At 66.2% G+C, this 17,024-nt stretch carries 14 protein-coding genes; 5 read left to right on the top strand and 9 right to left on the bottom strand.

The window, feature by feature from the left end:
• Positions 1-40: 40 nt before the first annotated feature.
• From GR702_RS05955 to GR702_RS05945, 3 genes are all read right to left on the bottom strand, one after another.
• Positions 41-784, bottom strand: coding sequence for a 2OG-Fe(II) oxygenase (locus GR702_RS05955; protein WP_160985050.1), 744 nt, complete (start codon positions 782-784; stop codon positions 41-43).
• The gene (locus tag GR702_RS05950) at positions 781-1,308 is read right to left on the bottom strand and encodes a hypothetical protein (RefSeq protein ID WP_160985049.1); all 528 of its coding nucleotides are present in this window, start codon (positions 1,306-1,308) and stop codon (positions 781-783) included. Before GR702_RS05950 ends, GR702_RS05955 begins: the two co-directional genes overlap by 4 nt.
• Before the next feature lie 186 nt (positions 1,309-1,494).
• A complete protein-coding gene (locus GR702_RS05945) occupies positions 1,495-4,335 on the bottom strand; it encodes a TonB-dependent receptor domain-containing protein (RefSeq protein ID WP_160985048.1) in 2,841 nt (946 codons plus the stop codon).
• A 467-nt stretch (positions 4,336-4,802) separates the two neighbouring features.
• On the opposite strand from GR702_RS05945, the gene GR702_RS05940 reads away from it, so the two are divergent.
• From GR702_RS05940 to GR702_RS05930, 3 genes are read left to right on the top strand one after another with little or no spacing between them, the layout of a single operon-like run.
• Positions 4,803-5,588: an SDR family oxidoreductase gene (locus GR702_RS05940; RefSeq protein ID WP_160985047.1), complete on the top strand. Its 786-nt coding sequence runs from the start codon at positions 4,803-4,805 to the stop codon at positions 5,586-5,588.
• Between the two features lie 8 nt (positions 5,589-5,596).
• The gene (locus GR702_RS05935) at positions 5,597-6,247 is read left to right on the top strand and encodes a TetR family transcriptional regulator (RefSeq protein WP_160985046.1); all 651 of its coding nucleotides are present in this window, start codon (positions 5,597-5,599) and stop codon (positions 6,245-6,247) included.
• A 29-nt stretch (positions 6,248-6,276) separates the two neighbouring features.
• Positions 6,277-6,537 (top strand): hypothetical protein, encoded by a 261-nt coding sequence (locus GR702_RS05930; protein WP_160985045.1) that lies wholly within the window; start codon positions 6,277-6,279, stop codon positions 6,535-6,537.
• A 39-nt stretch (positions 6,538-6,576) separates the two neighbouring features.
• On the opposite strand, the gene GR702_RS05925 is transcribed toward GR702_RS05930, so the two are convergent.
• From GR702_RS05925 to GR702_RS05900, 6 genes are all read right to left on the bottom strand, one after another.
• On the bottom strand, positions 6,577-8,328 hold the full coding sequence (locus tag GR702_RS05925; protein ID WP_160985044.1) for an acyl-CoA dehydrogenase: 1,752 nt from the start codon (positions 8,326-8,328) through the stop codon (positions 6,577-6,579).
• A 143-nt stretch (positions 8,329-8,471) separates the two neighbouring features.
• A complete protein-coding gene (locus tag GR702_RS05920) occupies positions 8,472-9,332 on the bottom strand; it encodes an acyl-CoA thioesterase domain-containing protein (protein ID WP_160985043.1) in 861 nt (286 codons plus the stop codon).
• The gene (locus tag GR702_RS05915; RefSeq protein ID WP_160985175.1) at positions 9,329-9,721 is read right to left on the bottom strand and encodes a MerR family transcriptional regulator; all 393 of its coding nucleotides are present in this window, start codon (positions 9,719-9,721) and stop codon (positions 9,329-9,331) included. The genes GR702_RS05920 and GR702_RS05915 overlap by 4 nt, the downstream gene beginning before the upstream one ends.
• Before the next feature lie 59 nt (positions 9,722-9,780).
• Positions 9,781-11,493, bottom strand: a complete 1,713-nt coding sequence (locus tag GR702_RS05910) for a long-chain-fatty-acid--CoA ligase (protein WP_160985042.1) — start codon at positions 11,491-11,493, stop codon at positions 9,781-9,783.
• Complete coding sequence (locus GR702_RS05905; RefSeq protein ID WP_160985041.1) at positions 11,493-12,791, bottom strand: OmpP1/FadL family transporter; 1,299 nt, start codon at positions 12,789-12,791, stop codon at positions 11,493-11,495. Before GR702_RS05905 ends, GR702_RS05910 begins: the two co-directional genes overlap by 1 nt.
• Before the next feature lie 55 nt (positions 12,792-12,846).
• On the bottom strand, positions 12,847-13,284 hold the full coding sequence (locus GR702_RS05900) for a DUF2147 domain-containing protein (RefSeq protein ID WP_160985040.1): 438 nt from the start codon (positions 13,282-13,284) through the stop codon (positions 12,847-12,849).
• A gap of 225 nt (positions 13,285-13,509) precedes the next feature.
• Between GR702_RS05900 and GR702_RS05895 the strand changes: the two genes are divergently transcribed.
• Positions 13,510-14,646, top strand: coding sequence for a thiolase family protein (locus GR702_RS05895; protein ID WP_160985039.1), 1,137 nt, complete (start codon positions 13,510-13,512; stop codon positions 14,644-14,646).
• Complete coding sequence (locus GR702_RS05890) at positions 14,643-16,982, top strand: 3-hydroxyacyl-CoA dehydrogenase/enoyl-CoA hydratase family protein (RefSeq protein WP_160985038.1); 2,340 nt, start codon at positions 14,643-14,645, stop codon at positions 16,980-16,982. The genes GR702_RS05895 and GR702_RS05890 overlap by 4 nt, the downstream gene beginning before the upstream one ends.
• Positions 16,983-17,024 lie beyond the last annotated feature (42 nt).

Here is a 17,024-nt window from a genome sequence, read left to right as displayed (position 1 = left end):
GCAATTTTGCAGGCATGAAGTTGCAACATTGCAACAGAGGTCAGCGGCTCCGGAGCCAGCCCGTGACGGAAAGACGCGGTCCGGGGGCCGACCGGCTGACTTCGCTGACGCTGTGAGGCTGGCCGACGCGGAAGATGTCGAGCGTGGCAAAGGATGGCGCCAGACCCTCCACGCGCTGCTGGGGAAGGTGCATCAGCAGGAGGCCGCCCCATTCGATCCGCCAGATCGGGTTGAGGCTAAGGACATAGGCCGCGTGCCGGTTCTTGCCCGCCACTGCGTCGTCGTGCCCGGTCAGGAAGTCGCCCGGCCAGTAGGCCGTTGCCTGGCAATCGGCGAATGCGATCGCCCGCTCGCCTGCCACACTGCGCAGGAGCGAAAGCGCTTCGCCCCCGGACATCCACTGCGCAAAGCGGTGCAGCATGTCCGCATGAGGGGTCCGCGCCTCGCTCTCGTCCGGCACGCGAATCGTCTCGTAGCGGAACTGAAAGCCTTCGCGCGCATCGGCATAGACGGCATCGTCAAGCGCCGTGGCCCGCTCCGGCGCAAGTTCGGCGCGCGTCGAACGGCTCAGTTCGAAGATCTTGGCCCCGCTGTTCAGAACCTGCTTCCAGTCCTCTCGGGCAAGAAGATCGTCGCGCAGGGCCCTCGCTGCTGCCGCTGGCAGGAAGTTCGCTATGCGAACCCGTCCGTCCCGCGCGTAACTTTCGCGATAAGAGTCCACGTCTATCGAGGCGGAAAGCGTGAACTCGGTAGAGGAAAGCGGGGGCAGGGGCGCCTCGCTCATTCCACGCGCCTGCCTTTCACGCCGTGGCGGCCGTTGATCCGCAGCCAGTACGAGCCGAGCGCGGCGCGTTCGATCTCGATCTTGTCGCCCGAGCGAGGCTCGCGCAGGCGCTGCGGGTTCTCGGTGGTCTGCCAGACCGCTCCGTCGTCGAGCACGATGCGGTAGCGCCCGTTCGGAAGCCCGCTTACCGCCCCGATCTCGGCGCTGAGCGTGTTCCAGGTCTCGGCGTCTTCGCCCTTGCTGTCGCCAAGCACATCGGCCTTGGGAGCGAGGAAGCCGAAGAGCGAGCGCCGGATCGTCTTGATCTGCGACTTCTCGAGCACTTTGACATCGCCGCGCTCGATGCTGCCCGCAAGCGCGGTACTTTCGCGATCGTAGCACGCGAGGCGTTCGGGATCGGCCTGGATGGCGCGGCACCGGGCGAGGGCCTCGAGCGCGGGCGGGGGAGTGGCAGTCTCCTGCGCGCCGGCCGACGCCGCCGTCAGGCCGAATGCCACGGGAGCAACAATACGCCAGAAGCTCATGCGATCCTCACCTGTTTCGCCCGGAGACAAACGGCACGAGCCCTGAATGGGTGTTCCTTGCCGCGTCTGCAGGCCGTTGATACGAAAAGTGCGGGGCGAACGAAAGTCGCGCCCCGCACCTTGGTAGCTTGCGGGTACCGTCCGCCGGCGTGACTTGCACACCGGCGGAAAGCATCCGACCTGTCGTCAGAAGTGCATCTTGCCGCTGATGAACAGCGAGCGTCCGAGCACGTCGTAGACGGTGGGGTAGGTGTTCGACTGTTCGCCGTTACCGCCGTTCTGCGTACCGGCGGAAATCGGGGGCTTCTTGTCGAAGATGTTCGAGATACCGCCGGAGAACGTGAAGTTCTCGGTGGCGTCGAAGCTGAACGAGGCGTCGAAGTAGTTCTGAGCCTTGTTGCGCTCGGAAGCGTACACGTAGCTGTCGTCGTCATCCTTGACGGAGCCGAAGTAGCGCCACTGGACCGAGAACGACGCGTTGTCGAAGTCGAGACCTGTACGGAACGTGTGACGCCACTTGGGCAGCGGCACGCCGCACTGCGCACCGAAGCGACCGGCGCACTCGATGGTGTCGCCCGGGACCGGAGCGTAGTCGAACTTCAGCAGACGCGAGCCGTTGAAGCTGAAGATCAGCTTGGTGTCCTGCGAGCCCATGAGTGCGCCGAGCGGGACGCCATAGTTGGCGGTCACGTCGATGCCCGAGGTCTTCAGGCCGCCCGAATTCAGGTTGAGGGCGGTGAAGGTCTCGATCTGCCCCAGCGAGTTGCGGGTGATGAGCGAGCAGTAGTCCTGGTTGAACTCCACGAAGCACTGACGGCCGATCGTGTCGGTCGGGACGGCAGTGATGTAGTCGTCGATCTTGATGTTGTAGTAATCGACGGTCAGCGACAGACCCGGTGCGAACGAAGGCGTGAAGACGCCGCCGATGGTCCACGTCTTGGCCGATTCTTCGGTCAGGTCGGGGTTGCCGCCGACGAAGGTGATCGGGTTCACGAGGTTCGGATCGGCGAGAGCCGCGCGAGCTGCAGGATCGTCGAGGACGGACTGCGGAACGCCCTGCGCAAGGCAGATGTCGCGCAGCTGGCCGGCAGTGGCTGCCGCAGCTGCGTTACAGCCTTCGGCATTGCCTTCGAAGCTGACGGTCTGGCCGAGGAACAGTTCGCTAACGCTGGGGCCACGGATGGCCTTCTGGTACTGACCGCGGAAGGTCAGGTCGCGGATCGGAGCCAGTTCGGCGCCTGCTGCCCAGGTGAAGACATTGCCCGGAGCGTTCGAGTAGTGCGTGGCGCGAGCAGCGCCGTTCAGGTCGAAGCGGTGGACGATGTTGTCAGCAAGCAGCGGGATGCGGATTTCGCCGAAGAACTCGCGAACCGAGTAGCTGCCTCCGGTCGGCTGACCGGCGTTGAAGCCTGCGACGTTGCCCGAGGACAGGTACTGGTCAGGCTGCACCGAACCCGATTCGTTACGCCATTCCGCACCGAGCGCCAGACCGGCGCCGCCGGCACCAAGGTCGAACAGGTTCGAATTGGTGATCGCGAAGCTGGCGACCTGCGTGGTGTACTGCTCGAGGTTGGTCGCATCGATCGACACGTAGTCGATAGCTTCCTGGCTGAGCTGGCCCGCGCCGAAGATGTTGGCCGGAGCACAGCCTGCAGGGGAGCCTTCGGGGCAACCGGCGACGGCGGCAAGGAACCGGTCGATCGCGACGTTGCCGCTCTGGCGCTGCGAGTTCTTCGTACGGCTGTACATGTAGTAGCCGTCGTACGAGAAGCCTGCGCCAATGTCGCCGGCCATGCCTGCGACGATGCGGAACGCGTTGCGCTCGTCGGTGTTGGCGCGCGGACCGATCTGCGCGGTACGATAGTTGAACGTCGCGGTATCGACGAAACCGTCACCATCGGCGTCCAGGCTACCGATGGCCGAGGCGAACGCAGGGCTGTAGAACGCCGAGGCGGTGGGCAGGCGGATGCTGCCGATGACGCCTTCACCATAGGGCGTGCCCTGGGTGATCGGGGTCGGTGCCAACTGCGTCGTCACGCGGTTGTTGACGAACTGCGCTTCAAGGTAAGGCTTGAAGTGCTCGTTGATCTCGTAGTTCGCCATGGCCGAAACCATGAAGCGCTCCTGCGGAACCTGCAGGTAGTTGATCGGCGAGTAGTTGTAGCCGTCGGTCGCCGAGTTGTAGCAGGAGGGCGAACCGGCCGACAGGAAGATGAGGTTGTCGCAGCCAAGGCCAGCTGCCGCGCCGAGGCCCGGAACGTTGATGCGACCGTCAGGCGTGGTGCCCGAACCGCCGGCGAAGAGGCCGCCTTCACCATCGTCGATCAGCGAATCGCGCGAGAATGCGCGTGCGCCGGCGAGGGTCGGCTTGCGCTTGGTGTACTGCGTGAAGAGAGTGACGTTGCCGCGGCCATCGTCGAAGTTCGAGCCGATGGTGCCGCTGATGTCCCAGATCTGGCCGTCGCCGCGATCGGTCAGGTTGTACGAGCTGTTGAGCTCGACGCCCTGGAAATCGCGCTTGAGGACGAAGTTCACGACGCCGCCGATGGCGTCCGAACCGTAGACTGCCGACTGGCCGCCCGTCACGATGTCCACGCGCTCGATCAGCGCGCTCGGGATCGTGTTGAGGTCGACCACCTGGCTGACGTCGTACGACATGTAGCGGCGACCGTCGACGAGGACGAGGGTGCGCTGCGAGCCGAGACCGCGCAGGTTGACGGTGGCGACGCCGCCGCCCGGGTTGTTCGAGGTCGAGCTCTGGGTCGCCTGGATCTGCGGATAGTCGTTGAGGACGTTCTCGATGTTGGCGGAACCGGCCTGCAGCGCGATTTCGCCCGAGCCGACGACCGACAGCGGGCTGGTGGCCTGCAGGTCGGGGCGTGCGAGACGCGAACCGGTGACGACGATGGCTTCGCCTGCTTCGACGGTGTCGTCGGCAGTCTGCGCGAAGGCAGTGCCGCTCATCAGGACGAGCACGGACAGGCTCGCCGCGCCGCGCAGAGCGGCCTTCTGGATGGTTGTTTTCACTTGTGTGTCCCTTGTTGCTTCGTTCGCCTATCCGGGAGCGTGACCAGACCCGGAAAGGAGACCCGTTGCCGACATCGAGGGCTTTCGCATCTCGAGGCCATGGGAAAGGGTTGTTGCTCTATGGCGACATGCTTTCAATCCCATTCGCCCCTGAGCACGATTTGTGTCGGTCGCTGTGGCAAAGGCGCAACAGCCAAGTTGCACAAGGTGCAGGGCCGTGACTGTATGACAAAGATTCACGTGCGTTACGAGGAGCAACGTAGCTGTTGCATATCGGCATTGCGAACATGCTTTGTTGCGCGCGTCATCGCCCGGGTGAAATCCTGTTGCGCTGGCAATCCGCTAGAGCATCCGGTGGATTGACCCGGGAGCGTCATCCACTTAACCGGTTGATTAAATGAAGCGCTTGAAATGCTTGTCGCGGCCCCCTGACACGGCTTAGGGCGTCATGGAAAGGAATGCCTGGAATGAAACTTGATGGCACCATCGCCGCTGTCGTCACTGGCGCGGCCTCCGGGCTTGGCGCAGCGACGGCGCGGGCGCTTGCGGGCGAGGGCGTCAAGGTCGCCATCTTCGACCTCAATGCCGAGGCCGGCGAAGCGCTGGCGGGCGAGATCGGCGGCGTCTTCTGCGCAGTGGACGTGACCAGCGAAGACAGCGTCGCAGCCGGCTTCGCCAAGGCTCGCGATGCGCACGGGCAGGAGCGCGTCCTGGTCAACTGCGCTGGCATCGCCCCCGCCGCCAAGACCGTGGGCAGGAACCGCGAGACGGGCGAGCCTCGAGCGCACGACATGGCGCTGTTCGAAAAAGCGATCGCGATCAATCTCGTCGGCACGTTCCGGTGCGTGAGCAAGTCGGCCGCAGGAATGGCGACGCTGGAGCCGCTGGACGCTTCGGGCGCACGCGGCGCCATCGTCAACACCGCTTCGGTCGCCGCGCAGGACGGGCAGATCGGCCAGGCCGCCTATGCCGCCTCGAAGGGCGGAGTGCAGGCGATGACGCTGCCGCTTGCGCGCGATCTCATGGGCGAGGGCATCCGGGTCAACACCATCCTGCCCGGAATCTTCGAGACGCCGATGATGGCCGGGATGCCGCAGGGCGTGCAGGACGCGCTTGCCGCGATGGTGCCGTTCCCCAAGCGCCTGGGCAAGGCGCAGGAATATGCCGACCTGGCGCTGTTCCTGCTGGGCCACGACTACATGAACGGCGAAAGCATCCGCCTGGACGGCGCCATCCGCATGGGTCCCAAGTAAGTCCGGCGATGAAGGAGCGTGCTGCCCCCGCCGTGCCGAACGCGGACGTCGCCGCACCTCCGGGTGCGCGCGCGCTGCTTCTCGACACGGCCAGCGCGATCATGCGCGACGGCGACGTGATCGACATCTCGTTGTCCGAACTCAGCTTGCGCTCTGGCCTGAACTCGGCACTCGTGAAGTACTACTTCGGCAACAAGGCGGGCCTGCTGAAGGCGCTTCTCGACCGTGACTGGCAGGCCATCGTCAGCAGCGTCGACGCGCTTGTCGCCAAGGACGGGTGGGAGCCGGAGGCCAAGCTGCGCCGGCACCTGTGGAAGGTGGTCGATACGTTCTACGAAGTCCCGTACCTAAACCGCCTGACGATGCGGATGGTGCGCGAGAGCGACGATGCCGAGGCGCGGCGGATCGCGGACTGCTATCTGTCGCCAATCTACCGTGCCTACGAGCAGCTGATCGGAGATGGCGTGAAGGCCGGGGTCTTTCGCGAGATCGATCCCCAGTTGTTCTACTTCACCGTCACCGGCGCGGTAGACCGCTTCTTCTCCGCCCGGCTCGTGCTCAAGCACTGCTTCGATCAGGACACCCTGACCGAGGAACTGCGCGACCGCTATCGCGTGCATACGATCGACATCATCATGGCAGGCATCCTCGCGCGCTGACGGCTTTCCCGTCCCGCGAAGGAAAACCCATGGCTCGCCGCAAGCGCTATCTCACCGCGACGATGCCGGACGGCTACGTCAAGACGATCGGCCCGACTGCCGATGCCTTCACCCACTACTGGCGGATCGTCGCGGAGCTGGAGAACGGCCGCACCGAAGTGTTCTGGGGCCATGCGCGGTCGTTGGCCGAAGCGAGGAAGAAGCGCCTGCCGCTGGCCGAGGCCGCTCGCATGCGCGGGTGGAAACGCTACACCTTTGAGATCGCGGAATTGGTCGAGACGCCGGCCTGAGAAGGGCACGCGTGGGTGCCTGCCGCCGCCCCGTCAGCGTCAGAGCAGCTCCTCATCCAGCTCCATGACCGGCCCCGGACCGGCGGCGATGCGCGCGGCGTGGAGCCCGGCGCGCGGCAGCAGGTACGCGGCGAAATAGCGGGCAAGCGCGGCATGACCGCGCGGGGTCCGCGTGTCGCCGAGCGCAGGAGCTGCGGCAAGGATGCGCAGCCACATCCATCCCAGCGATACCAGCGCGAACAGGTGGAGGTACTCCGTGGCCGCCGCGCCAAGCCGGTCGGGATCGCCTTCGGCAGCCGCGATGACGGAACTGGCGTCGGCGAGCAGCGCAAGCGCGTCGCGTAGCTGCGGCACCAGCGGATGGTCGGCAGCGTGCTCGATATCGGCCTCGATCAGGGCGAGGTAACGGCGCAGCGGCTCGCCGCCTTCCATCGTCACCTTGCGGGCGACGAGGTCCATCGCCTGGACACCGTTGGTGCCTTCGTAGATCTGGGTGATGCGCGCATCGCGCACGTATTGCTCGATGCCCGCTTCGCGGATGTAGCCGTGGCCGCCGAAGACCTGCTGCGCCAGCACGGTCGTCTCGAAGCCGAGGTCGGTGAAGGCGGCCTTGATGACCGGGGTGAGGAGAGCGACGTCGGCATGGGCGGCGGCGCGGGCCTGCGGATCGGGATGCCTGTCGGCCACGTCCATGCGGATCGCGGTCCAGGCGGCGAGCGCACGGGCCGGTTCGATGAAGGCGCGCCCGGCGAGCAGCATCTTGCGCACGTCGGCATGGGCGATGATCGGCACGGGGCCATGGCCATCGGCAGCACGGCCCTGCAGACGCTCTCGCGCATAGCTGCTTGCAGCCTGCGTTGCCGCATCGGCGAGGCCCAGCCCTTGGATGCCGACGAAAAGGCGTTCGGCGTTCATCATCGTGAACATGGCGTTGAGGCCGCGGCCGGGTTCTCCGACAAGCCAGCCGGTGGCGCCATCGTAGTTCATGACGCAAGTGGGCTGCGCGTGGATGCCCATTTTGTGCTCCAGAGCGCCGACCGACATCGCGTTGCGCTCACCCGGCGTGCCGTTGCCGGATGGCAGGAACTTGGGCACGAGGAACAGGCTGATGCCCTTCACTCCCGCAGGCGCGTCGGGCAGGCGGGCGAGGACGAGATGGACGATGTTGTTGCCAAAGTCCTGGTCGCCCGACGAAATGAAGATCTTGGTGCCGATGATCGAGTAGCTGCCGTCCTCGCGCGGGTCGGCACGGGTGCGCAGCAGGCCAAGGTCTGTGCCTGCGCCCGCTTCGGTAAGGGCCATCGCGCCGCACCATTCGCCGGTGGTGAGCTTCTCGAGATAGAGGGACTTGAGCTCTTCCGAGCCATGGGCCGCGAGCGCCTCTGCAGCGCCGCGCGTGAGCCCGGGGAAGAGGCCGAACGAGACGTTCACCGCCGAGACCATCTCGTCGAGCATGATCTGCACCGCGCGCGACAGGCCTTGGCCCCCGTAGGCTGGATCGCCCGCAAGGCTCGGCCAGCCGGAATCCACATAGTCGGCATAGGCCTGCGCGAAGCCGGGGGCGGTCACCACTTCGCCGTCCACGAGCCTTGTGCCGGCCGCGTCGCCGGGCAGGTTGAGCGGAGCGAGCCGCTCCGTGCACATGCGCCCGGCCTGGGCCAGGACTTCCTCTGCCAGTTCCGAGGTTACGTCCTCCAAGCCGGGCAACATCGCCATCTGCGCGTCGAAATCGAGCACGTGCTCGAGCAGGAACCGCATCGCTGCGACGGGAGGCTGGTAGGCGGCAGGCATCGTATCGTCTCCGGCGGGTCAGCGAGTCAGGTGTGCGGGGCGATAACGGGCAGGGCTGGGGGACGCCATCGAGCCCCGGCCCTCGACGGATCGGGTCACGACTGTGCGGCGCTCGTCAACGATTACCGGCAAGTCGCCTTGGGCTATCGGGCGGAAACCGCGCGGCACAGCCCTTCCTGCGCCACGCTGGCGACAAGGCGGCCTGCGGAATCGTAGAGCGCGCCTCGCGCAAAGCCGCGGGCGTGTCCCGCCCAGGGGCTGTCCATCGCATAGAGCAGCCAGTCGTCCACTTGCGGGGTGGAGTGGAACCAGACCGCATGGTCGAGGCTCGCCACCTGCAGGCCCGGCGTGAAGAAGCCCTTGGTATGCGGTAGCACTGCCGTCGAGACGAGCGCGAAGTCGCTGGCGTAGGCAAGCACCACGCGGGCGAGGGCGTCGTCCGGCGAAAGCGGCGCGGAAAGGCGGAACCACAGGAACTGGCGCGGGGTCCCGCTGCTCTCGGTCGCCGGCGGGCCGGGGCGGACTTCGAAAGCGGCGAGGCGCTCCAGCATGGCCTGCGGGAACTCGCGCCCCGCGGCCTCCAGCGCGCTTACCAGGTCGGGGCAGCGGTCGGGTCCGGGGACTTGCGGGATCGGCGCGGCATGCGCAAAGCCGTCCTCGCGTCGGTGGAAGGACGCCGCAAGGTTCAGGATCGGCTTGCCGCCCTGCATGGCCACCACCCGCCGGTTGGCAAAGCTGCCACCGTCGAAATCGCGCAGGACGCGGTAGATGATGGGCCGGGTAGTATCGCCAGCGCGCAGGAAGTAGGCGTGGAGCGAGTGGGCCTGTCGGTCTTCGCCCACGCCGCGCGCCGCCGCGGCAAGGGCCTGCGCCACGACCTGGCCGCCAAACACGCGGCCCGGGCCTTCGGCGGAAGAGGCGCCGCGGAACAGATCGGTGTCGATCTCCTCCACGTCCAGAAGCGTTTTCAGTTCGGCCACTGCCGCGCGCGATACATCGTTCACTTGCCGTCTCCCACCGGCCTGACCGGCGAACCGTTGAGCCAAGCCTGCGCCTGCCGCTCGATCGAGAGCAGTTCGTCCAGCGTCTGCTCGATCGCGCGCTTCTGCTTGCGCAGGTCCGAGATCCGGGCCGACACCTTGTTGTGCAGCGTGCGGACCTGTTCGACATGTTCGGGGTCCACGTCGTAGAGATCGAGGAACTCCTTGATCTCGCGGATCGTGAAACCGAGGCGCTTGCCGCGCAGGATGAGCTGCATCCGCCCGATCTCCCGGCGGGAGAAGATGCGCGTCGTGCCTACCCGCTGCGGCGAGATGAGGCCTTTGTCCTCGTAGAAGCGCAAAGTGCGCATGGTCACGCCAAGCTGCGTCGCGGCATCCTGGATGCCGATCATGTCGGACCGGTCTGTCTGCTCGGGCGGGAGGGGGACCGACGCGGGGGCAACGGGAACGTTCAAGCCGCCGTCCCGCCGCCGTTGCGACGCGCCGCTTCCTCCGTGGCAAGTTCCTTCTTGGAAAGCTTGCCGACCATGGTCTTGGGCAGGGAGTCGCGGAACTCGATGGAGGAGGGAAGCTCGATCTTGTTCAGCCTTTCGCGCAGGAAGGCGAGCAGTGTGTCCTGATCCAAGATGTCCCCCGCATGGAGCACCACGAAAGCCTTCGGGGATTGCCCCCGGTAGGCATCGGGCACGCCGATCACCGCCGCCTCCGCGATCATCGGATGCTCGTAGAGAGCCTCCTCGATGATGCGCGGATAGACGTTGTAGCCACCGCACAGGATCACGTCCTTGATCCTGTCGACGAGGAACAGATAGCCGTCTTCGTCGAGATAGCCAATATCCCCGGTCTTCAGCGCGCCATAGACGAACGTCTTGTCGGTCTCCTCGGGCTTGTTCCAGTAGCCCTTCATGACTTGCGGACCGCGTGCGCAGACCTCGCCCTTCTCGCCCCGCGCGCAGGTGCGGGTGGGGTCGTTGGGATCGCGGATCTCAAGCTGGGTGCCCGGGAAAGCAGGCCCGCAGGAGTTGTCCTTGACGAGGCCGTCCAGCGGGTTGCAGGCGATGATCGGGCTGGCCTCGGACAAACCGTAACCCTCGACCACCCTGACGCCGGTCTTCGCTTCGAACTCGCGCCGCACTTCCAGCGGCAGCGGCGCTCCGCCCGAGATGCACACACGGGTCTGGTCGAACTCGCCGTGAAGCTGCTGCCCGTTGAGCGCGGTGTAGAGCGTGGGGACCCCGAAGAACTGCGTAGGCCTGGTGCGCTTGGCGGTGGCCAGGAAGGACTTCATGTCGAAGCGCGGCAGCAGGATCATCTCTGCGGCGGTATCGACCGAATAGTTGAGCACGGTCGTCAGCGCGAAGACGTGGAACAGCGGCAGGACGCCCAGCGTGCGCTCCTGCTTGTCGGGCATGTGGCCGACGTGGGCGATCATCTGCGCCGAGTTGGCGGCGAGGTTGGCGTGGCTGAGCATCGCGCCCTTGGGCACGCCGGTGGTCCCGCCGGTGTACTGGAGCACAGCCAGGTCATTGGGCAAGCGTTCCACCGGATCGAGCGGCGCGCTGCGGGCGATGAGGTTCTCGAAGCGCACGAAGCGCAAGTCGTGCGGCTCGTGCGCGATGTCGGCGCGCTTGAACAGCAGGAAGGCCCGCCGCTTCAGTGCGGGCAGCACGTCCGCGAAGGGGCACACGACCACTCGCCTCAGGCAGCCGCCATCCTTGTTGCGCACGCCGACCAGCGGCTCCAGCTTGGGCAGCGAGAGTGCGAGGTCGGTGGTGATCATCACCTCGCACCCGGAATCCTCGACCTGGTGGGCCATCTCGCGCTCGGTGTAGAGCGGATTGAAGTTCACCACCACCGCGCCGATGCGCAGGACGGCGAAGTAGCAGATCACGTAATAAGGGGTGTTGGGCAGGCACAAGCCCACCCGCGTTCCCTTGACGACACCGAGGTCCTGCAGGCCACGGGCGGCGCGCTGCGAGAGCGCGCCGATCTCGGCGTATGTCCACTTGCGGCCCATGAAATCGACAGCGGGCCATGAACCATGCGCTTCTACCGCGTGGTCCAGCAGGTCGGTGAGAAGACGCGGCGCGATCGGCGGCATCTCGTCCGTCGGTAGAGGTATCGTGGCGGGAGCGACCCCGCCGATCGTCGCCGCGTCACTCATCAGAAGGCCATCCTTGCACCGAGGGAGAACACGAGGGCGGATGCATCCTGCAGCTCGCCGTCGGTGATGATCGGCGTCTGGGCCGCGGTGCCGGGATAGGCGGCGGTGATGCGATCGATCGGCGCGTCCTTGAAGGTGATGTAGGAAGCCGCGGCGTCGAGCGTGAACCTGGAGTTCATGGAGTAGCTGGTGCCGGCCGAGAAGTTCCAGCGGTTGCTGTCGGGCACGCGGGCGTCACGGTCGCCGTTGCGGGTCGGCGTGATGCCGCGCTGGAAGCCGGTGCGGACCGTCCACTGGGGCGTGACGTCGTAGTCGAGGCCCATCGCCCAGGTCCAGCTGTTGCGGTAGTTCTCCGGGATGGCGGTGTTGAGCGGCGCGCCCAGTTCGATGGCGTCGAATTCGCTCCACCCCATGCGCACGACCTGTGCGTTGAAGGTCAGCTGCGGGCTGAACTTGGCGCGCACGGAGCCGATCGCCTGCCATGGCGTGCTGAACTCGGCCGTTGCATCGACCGTGCGGTTCTGAGCGGCAAGCGGACCTGCCAGCCCCTCGATCGTCAGCGAACCGTCGAGCTTGTGCTTGACCGCCGACTTGTAGGCGAAGCCGAGCGTGACCGGGCCCTCGTGGATCTGCAGGCCGGCCGACCAGCCGATGTCCCAGCCCTTGCCCTTGAGGTTCTGGTGACCGTCGGGCAGCAGCGGCGAGAGGTTGGGCAGATAGTTGCCGAGCGCCGCATCGACGTGTTCGATATTGGCCGCAACGCCCACGCGCAGCCAGTCGGTGGGGGCGAAGGCGATGCTGGGCTGGATGTCGAAGGTGCGCAGCTTGGTCTTGTCCGCGGAATAGCGGGCCCAGCTGTCCTCGTCGTAGTCGGTGGTGAACGAGTACGGCGCGGTCACCGCAAGGCCCACGGCAACCTTGCCGAAGCCATAGGCGACGGCGCCCGAGGGAAGCACGCCGTTGTTGATGGGATTGCGCGATACGGACTGTCCGCCCACCGATGCGGGAGCCTGGCCGGGACGTACGATCAGGGTGTTGTTGTCCACCACGTCGCCGCGCGGGAGAATGACGCTGGCGCGGATCGCCGCTTCGCCGCCCTGCATGTCGGCGATAGAGGCCGGGTTCCACCACAGCGAATCGACGCCGGTGTCGGCAGCCTCGCCGGAGAAGGCGCGGCCCTGTCCGCGAACCGACTGTTCCTGCAAGTAGAAGGCCTGCGCCTGCGCGGTGCCGGCATAGGCGAACGCAATGGCGCTCGCAGCGCCCGCAAGAAGAATGCGGCCTGACTTGGTATGCATTTCGATACTCTCCCTAAGCGAATTGCTTTTCGCGTGTTTTTAACAACCCGGAAGCTTACTTGATCCGCGTCCAGGTCTGGGTCTTGCACAGGGGCCAGACGATGCAGCCCTTGAGCTTGATGGTGTCGGCGCCGGCGGGCGTGATCGTGGCCTTGTAAGTGCCGCCGTCTTCCGGATTGTAGATGGTGCCGCCTGTCCAGGCGCCCTTTTCAAGCTTGAAGCCGCCCAGGATCTGGAGGTCCTTCAGGCGGCGGTCGCGCCTGGCGGCGTCCTTGTTGTTGACGTCCTTGAGCTCAGGATTCTTGCGGAGGTTTTCCGACGACTTGAGCTTGCCGCAGAGCGAAGCGCCGCAGCGAACGATCTCGACGCTGCCGTTCTTGGCAGGCGTGCGCCACAGCCCAACGGCGGTATCGCCGTCGGCAGCGATTGCGGGAACGGCCGACGCCACGCCGGCGGCAACCAATGCCAGCGCAAGGGGTTTCATCACGTGCATTTGAGCGACCTCTCCATCTCTCTACCCGTGTTCGCTTGTGCGCCAGGATCCGCCCCTTCTTCGAAGGTGGCAGGTCGATCCCGACCCGAACGAGAATCGGTCTAACCCAAAATGTGCTTGACGTATAGGGAAAGATTCGCACCTTTAGGGAAGACGTTCGCGAGGAACGAGGATCACAACGGATTCGGTGCGTCAGCCGGGCCGGTCCGCCCATGGAGAGAATGCATGCAAAGCGTCGTGATTGCGGGCTATGCCCGCTCGCCCTTTCACCTGGCAGGCAAGGGCGCACTGGCCCGCGTCCGCCCCGATGACCTTGCCGCGCAGGTGATCCGCGGCCTTATCGCCAAGACGGGCGTAGAGGCTGCCGACATCGAGGACATCATCGTCGGCTGTGCCTTCCCCGAAGGCGAGCAGGGCCTGAATGTCGCCCGCCTCATCGGCCTGCTGGCCGACCTTCCGCTTTCGGTCGGCGGGATGACGGTGAACCGCTTCTGCGGCTCGTCGATGAGCTCGATCCAGATCGCGATGGGCCAGATTGCTATCGGCGCCGGAGAGGCATTCATCTGCGCGGGTGTCGAATCGATGAGCCGCGTGCCGATGATGGGCTTCAACCCGCTGCCCAACCCCACGCTCGCCAAGAAGAGCGCCGCCTACATGGGCATGGGCGAGACGGCGGAGAACGTCGCCACCAAGTACCAGATCTCCCGCGCCGAGCAGGAAGCGCTTGCCGTCGAGAGCCAGAAGCGCGCCGCCGCCGCGCGTGAAGCCGGCAAGCTTGCCGACGAGATCGTGCCGATCGAGACCAAGGCCGGCACCGTCAGCGAGGATGGCACCATCCGCGCCGAGACCTCGGCCGAGGGTCTTGCGGGCCTCAAGCCCGCGTTCGACGCCAACGGCTCGGTCACGGCCGGCACGTCCTCGCCGCTGACCGACGGCGCCAGCGCCGTGCTCGTCACGACCGAGGAATACGCGCGCGCCCGCAACCTGCCGATCCTCGCCCGCATCAAGTCGGTCGCCATTTCCGGCTGCGCGCCCGAGACGATGGGTCTGGGTCCGATCCTGTCCAGCCAGAAGGCGATGGAGCGCGCAGGAATTTCCGCCGCCGACCTCGACGTGGTGGAGCTGAACGAGGCATTCGCCAGCCAGGCGCTTGCCTGCATCAGGGATCTCGGCCTCGACACCGCCAAGGTGAACATCGACGGCGGCGCCATCGCCATCGGCCACCCGCTCGGCGCGACCGGCGCCCGCATCGTCGGCAAGGCAGCCTCGCTGCTCAAGCGCGAAGGCGGCAAGTACGCGCTCGCCAGCCAGTGCATCGGCGGCGGGCAGGGCATCGCCACCGTTCTGGAGGCCGTGGAATGAGCCCTCTTTCGAACGAAAGCGCAATCAAGAAGGTCTGCGTGATCGGCGCGGGTACCATGGGCGCAGGCATCGCAGCGCAGGTCGCCAATGCCGGCGTGCCGGTGCTGCTGCTCGACATCGTCCCCAGGGACGGTGCGAACCGCAACGCCATCGCCGAGGGCGCAGTGGCGAAGATGCTCAAGACCGAGCCCGCGCCGTTCATGAGCAAGTCGGCGGCCAAGCTGGTGGAAACCGGCAATATCGAGGATCACCTCGACAAGATCGCCGAGTGCGACTGGGTGGTGGAAGCCGTGATCGAGCGGCTCGACATCAAGCAGGGCCTCTACGCCAAGATCGAGGCGGTGAAGCGTGAGGGCACGGCTGTGTCCTCGAACACCTCGACGATCCCGCTCGGCCAGCTGGTGGAGGGGCGCTCGGACGCGTTCAGGCGCGACTTCCTCATCACCCACTTCTTCAACCCGCCGCGCTACATGCGCCTGCTGGAGATCGTCACCGGGCCAGAGACCGATGCCGGCGTGGCTGCGAAGGTCGAGCGGTTCGCCGACGTCGCCATGGGCAAGACGGTGGTGAAGGCCAACGACACCCCCGGCTTCATCGCCAACCGCATCGGCACGTACTGGATCCAGCTCGGCCTCAACGCCGCGTTCGACATGGGCATCACGGTGGAGCTGGCGGACGCCATCGCGGGCAAGCCGATGGGCGTGCCCAAGACCGGCATCTTCGGCCTCGTCGACCTTGTGGGCATCGACCTCATGCCGCACCTGCAGGCCAGCCTCACCTCGACCCTTGCCAAGGACGATCCGTATCACGCGATCGCCCGCAGTCATCCGCTGATCGAGAAGATGATCGGCGAGGGCTACACCGGCCGCAAGGGCAAGGGTGGGTTCTATCGCCTCAACAAGGAGATGGGTCGCCGCAAGGAGACTGTCGACCTTGCCACCGGCGAGTACCGTGAGACCGTGCGTGCGGCAGGGCCTTCGGGCGCGGCCGGCAAGGGCGACCTTCGCAAGCTGGTGGAGACGAAGGGCAAGGTCGGCGAGTATGCCTGGGCCGTGCTCGGCGGCACGCTTGCCTATGCGGCCGGCCTCGTCCCCTCGGCGGCGGGCGACGTGGTCGCCATCGATGACGCCATGAAGCTCGGCTACAACTGGAAGGCCGGACCTTTCGAGATGATCGACAAGCTGGGCGCTGCCTGGCTGGCCGCCCGTCTCGAAGCCGAAGGCCAGCCCGTGCCCGAGATCCTGAAGCTTGCGGGCGATCGCACTTTCTACCGGGTCGAGAACGGCAAGCGCCAGTTCCTCGGCCTCGACGGCGAGTACCGCGACATCGTGCGTCCCGAGGGCGTGCTGCGACTTGAGGACATCAAGCTCGCCTCCAAGCCGCTGCTGAAGAACGGTTCCGCCGCGCTCTGGGACGTAGGCGACGGGGTCGTCGCGCTCGAGTTCACCGGCAAGATGAACGCTCTCGACGGCGACGTCATGAAGCTCATCGTCGAGGCCATCGGCCTGGTGAAGGCGCAGTACAAGGCGCTGGTCATCTATAACGATGCCGACAGCTTCTCGGCGGGCGCCAACCTGGGCCTCGCGCTCTTCGCGCTGAACATCGCGGCGTGGAGCGAGATCGAGAAGCTCGTGGCGGGCGGGCAGATGGCCTACAAGGGCCTGAAGTACGCGCCGTTCCCGGTGGTCGGCGCGCCTGCGGGCCTCGCGGTCGGCGGCGGGTGCGAGATCCTGCTCCATTGCGACGCGGTGCAGGCGCATGCCGAGCTCTACACCGGCCTCGTCGAGTGCGGCGTCGGCCTGATCCCGGGCTGGGGCGGCAACGGCGAGATGCTCGACCGCTGGCAGAACAACAAGATGATGCCCAAGGGTCCGATGCCCGCGGTCGCCAAGGTGTTCGAGACGGTCTCCACCGCCTCGGTCTCCCGCTCGGCGGCGCAGGCGAAGGAAATGCTGTTCCTGCGCCCCGACGATGCCATCACCATGAACCGCGACCGCCTGCTCTACGACGCCAAGCAGAAGGCGCTGAGCCTGGTGGAGGGCTACACCCCGCCCGAGCCGCCGCACTTCCGCCTTCCCGGCGAAAGCGGCCGCGTAGCGCTGGGCATGGCGGCCGACGGGTTCCACAAGCAGGGCAAGGCGACGGACTACGACCTCGTGGTTTCCGACGCGCTGGCCAACGTGCTTTCGGGTGGCGAGGCGGACCTCGTCGACACCGTGAGCGAGCAGGAACTGCTGAAGCTGGAACGCGAGACCTTCATGCGCCTGGTGCGCGAGCCGCGCTCGATCGCCCGGGTGGAGCACATGCTCGAAACCGGCAAGCCGCTGCGGAACTGAAGACAAAGGGGCGGCTTCCGGCCCGGCCGGAGCCGCTCGAGG

Source organism: Novosphingobium silvae, from assembly GCF_009856825.1.
GTDB classification, from domain to species: domain Bacteria; phylum Pseudomonadota; class Alphaproteobacteria; order Sphingomonadales; family Sphingomonadaceae; genus Novosphingobium; species Novosphingobium silvae.
This window is presented reverse-complemented; position numbering and strand designations above follow the sequence as displayed.